Origin of the sequence: Rhizobium sp. BK196 (assembly GCF_014193255.1) — a bacterium.
In the GTDB taxonomy this organism is placed as follows: Bacteria; Pseudomonadota; Alphaproteobacteria; order Rhizobiales; family Rhizobiaceae; genus Rhizobium.
This window is the reverse complement of record NZ_JACHZB010000010.1, coordinates 267501-271403: the sequence shown is the minus strand read 5'-3', so window position 1 is coordinate 271403 and position 3903 is coordinate 267501. Positions and strand designations below refer to the sequence as shown.

At 53.9% G+C, this 3903-nt stretch carries 1 protein-coding gene, 1 tRNA gene and 2 rRNA genes (1 of these 4 cut by a window edge); 1 reads left to right on the top strand and 3 read right to left on the bottom strand.

Translation table 11 applies throughout. From position 1 onward, the window contains the following. Nucleotides 1-192, top strand: a 192-nt coding sequence (locus FHT78_RS29140) for a hypothetical protein (protein WP_210289949.1), incomplete at its 5' end; no start/stop codon positions are given. Between the two features lie 263 nt (nt 193-455). Here the strand turns inward: FHT78_RS29140 and FHT78_RS27190 are convergent. From FHT78_RS27190 to FHT78_RS27180, 3 genes are all read right to left on the bottom strand, one after another. Continuing rightward, nucleotides 456-532: transfer RNA gene (locus FHT78_RS27190), tRNA-Met, on the bottom strand. Between the two features lie 263 nt (nt 533-795). Further along, nucleotides 796-910 (bottom strand): 5S ribosomal RNA (rrf, locus tag FHT78_RS27185). A gap of 221 nt (nt 911-1131) precedes the next feature. Next, a 23S ribosomal RNA gene (locus tag FHT78_RS27180) occupies nt 1132-3903 on the bottom strand (it continues 28 nt past the right edge of the window).

Sequence of the window (3903 nt, the reverse complement as noted above, 5' to 3'; positions counted from 1 at the left end):
GTAAACCCTGTAACCGTCATATGTCGAAGCCTCGTTCGGCAACAACATCAACAATCACGCGCTGATCCGGAAGGTGGGGTCAAAACACCGCTTACGGAGGAGCTTTTGTTGAAGCGACTTGAATGGCAAAATATTCAGGTGTCGGTGGTTGCGGGGTCAGGATTTGAACCTGCGGCCTTCAGGTTATGGTGAGCTTTGCGAACGATGAGCTAGTGTCGCTAAGGGAAAGCGAAGTTTTCCCGCCAGCGAAAGAAGGCTTGCGGAAGGTCTTAAGAGACCCTTCGAGGGGATATGAGAATTTGGTTGCGGGGTCAGGATTTGAACCTGCGGCCTTCAGGTTATGGTGAGCTTTGCGAACGATGAGCTAGTGTCGCTAAGGGAAAGCGAAGTTTTCCCGCCAGCGAAAGAAGGCTTGCGGAAGGTCTTAAGAGACCCTTCGAGGGCATATGAGAATTTGGTTGCGGGGGCAGGATTTGAACCTGCGGCCTTCAGGTTATGAGCCTGACGAGCTACCGGGCTGCTCCACCCCGCGTTATCCAGGCGACGCTAGCGTCGTCCGTCCAGGTTTTTGCCGTTCGGCAAAAGACCGATTGCGCAAATCCCTTTGGGATTTGTCGCGGCTACGCAAAGCGCGTGCGCTTTGCGGATTTCTGCCGAGCAAATTGCGAAGCAATTTGTCTCGCGTTCATGAGGCACCAAACACAAAAGGCCGCTTTGATAGCGGCCCTTGTTACCGGCTTTGGGCCGTAAAGTTTGCGAAGAGAAGATTTGTTTTTCACGAGTTGCGTTTAGCAGACCTGGCAGCGACCGACTCTCCCGCGTCTTGAGACGAAGTACCATAGGCGCTGGGGCGTTTCACGGCCGTGTTCGGAAAGGGAACGGGTGCAGCCACCCCGCCATAACCACCAGGTCAGCGAAGCGCAACTTGTGTGAGAAGCTGGCGATGTTTTCACATCATTTATTTGAACACGTCGTACCTTCGCTGAGGGCGTCGGAGCGAAGCTCCGCAAGGCCAAGCGGCCGTCGCGCCTTGTGGCGCGGCCCGTCCGGAGCGAAGCGGCAAAGCCGCGACAGCGCCAGGACAAAGGTCAAGCATCATCAGGCAAAGCCTGATGAGCATGGTCAATGAGAACGATCAAGCCAATCGAGCTATTAGTACCGGTAAGCTTCATGCGTTGCCGCACTTCCACACCCGGCCTATCAACGTGGTCGTCTTCCACGGCTCTGATAGGGAACACTCGTTTTCAGGTGGGTTTCCCGCTTAGATGCCTTCAGCGGTTATCCCGTCCATATATAGCTACCCTGCTATGCCCTTGGCAGGACAACAGGTCCACCAGAGATATGTCCATCCCGGTCCTCTCGTACTAGGGACAGATCCTGTCAATATTCCTACACCCACGGCAGATAGGGACCGAACTGTCTCACGACGTTCTGAACCCAGCTCACGTACCGCTTTAATTGGCGAACAGCCAAACCCTTGGGACCTGCTCCAGCCCCAGGATGCGATGAGCCGACATCGAGGTGCCAAACAACCCCGTCGATATGGACTCTTGGGGGTCATCAGCCTGTTATCCCCGGCGTACCTTTTATCCGTTGAGCGATGGCCCTTCCACGCGGGACCACCGGATCACTATGACCGACTTTCGTCTCTGCTCGACTTGTCAGTCTCGCAGTCAGGCGGGCTTATGCCATTGCACTCGACGACCGATTTCCGACCGGTCTGAGCCCACCATCGCGCGCCTCCGTTACTCTTTCGGAGGCGACCGCCCCAGTCAAACTACCCACCATACACTGTCCCGGACCCGGATAACGGGCCGCGGTTAGACATCCATGACGATAAGGGTGGTATTTCAAGGATGGCTCCACGGAAACTGGCGTCCCCGCTTCAAAGCCTACCACCTATCCTACACATGCCGACACGAATGCCAGTGTAAAGCTATAGTAAAGGTGCACGGGGTCTTTCCGTCTGACCGCAGGAACCCCGCATCTTCACGGGGAATTCAATTTCACTGAGTCTATGTTGGAGACAGCGGGGAAGTCGTTACGCCATTCGTGCAGGTCGGAACTTACCCGACAAGGAATTTCGCTACCTTAGGACCGTTATAGTTACGGCCGCCGTTTACTGGGGCTTCGATTCAAAGCTTGCACCTCTCCTCTTAACCTTCCAGCACCGGGCAGGCGTCAGACCCTATACGTCGTCTTGCGACTTCGCAGAGCCCTGTGTTTTTGATAAACAGTCGCTACCCCCTGGTCTGTGCCACCCCACAAGAGTTGCCTCATATGGGGTCACGCTTCTTCCGAAGTTACGCGTGCAATTTGCCGAGTTCCTTCAACATAGTTCTCTCAAGCGCCTTGGTATACTCTACCTGACCACCTGTGTCGGTTTCGGGTACGGTCTATACGGTGGAGCTATTTCCTGGAACCGCTCCGCTGCCCTGATAATCCAATAAACCAGAACAACTTGTGCGATCCGTCACTTCCACCAGGCCCACGAATATTAACGTGGTTCCCATCGACTACGCGTGTCCGCCTCGTCTTAGGGGCCGGCTAACCCTGCTCAGATTAACTTTAAGCAGGAACCCTTGGTCTTTCGGCGAGAGGGTCTCTCACCCTCTTTATCGTTACTCATGTCAACATTCGCACTTCCGATACCTCCAGGACCCCTCACGGGTATCCCTTCATCAGCTTACGGAACGCTCCGCTACCACTCCTCTTGCGAGGAATCCTCAGCTTCGGTGCATGGCTTCAGCCCCGTTACATTTTCGGCGCAAAGACCCTTATTTAGACCAGTGAGCTGTTACGCTTTCTTTAAATGATGGCTGCTTCTAAGCCAACATCCTGGTTGTTTTGGGATCCTCACATCCTTTCCCACTTAGCCATGACTTGGGGACCTTAGCTGGAGGTCAGGGTTGTTGCCCTTTTCACGACGGACGTTAGCACCCGCCGTGTGTCTGCCTGGTAGTACTTCCCGGTATTCGGAGTTTGGTTAGGATCAGTAAGACGGTGAGTCCCCATAGCCCATCCAGTGCTCTACCCCCGGGAGTATTCGCCAGACGCTCTACCTAAATAGATTTCGCGGAGAACCAGCTATTTCCGAGTTTGATTGGCCTTTCACCCCTAGCCACAAGTCATCCCAATCTATTGCAACAGATGCGGGTTCGGTCCTCCAGTTGGTGTTACCCAACCTTCAACCTGCTCATGGCTAGATCACTCGGTTTCGGGTCTAATGCAACGAACTATATCGCCCTATTCAGACTCGCTTTCGCTTCGCCTACACCTACCGGCTTAAGCTTGCTCGTTACACTAAGTCGTTGACCCATTATACAAAAGGTACGCCGTCAGGGTTGCCCCCTCCGACTGTTTGTAGGCATCCGGTTTCAGGTACTCTTTCACTCCCCTTGTCGGGGTGCTTTTCACCTTTCCCTCACGGTACTTGTTCGCTATCGGTCATGCACGAGTACTTAGGCTTGGAGAGTGGTCTCCCCATGTTCAGACAGGATTTCACGTGTCCCGCCCTACTCTAGGACATTAATGATATCTACGCGTACGGGGCTGTCACCCGCTACGGCCGCACTTTCCAGAGCGTTCCGCTTTAATCACTAATGCCACTGGCCTGGTCCGCGTTCGCTCGCCACTACTTGCGGAGTCTCGGTTGATGTCCTTTCCTGCAGGTACTTAGATGTTTCAGTTCCCTGCGTTCGCTTCTTACCCCTATGTATTCGAAAGTAAGATACCTTATCACAATGCTTGGAAAGATAAGACGATCACCAGATCGTCTTAAATTTTCCAAGCATTTAAGGTGGGTTGCCCCATTCGGAGATCCATGGATCAAAGCTCATTCGCAGCTCCCCACGGCTTTTCGCAGCGTATCACGTCCTTCATCGCCTGTGCATGCCAAGGCAT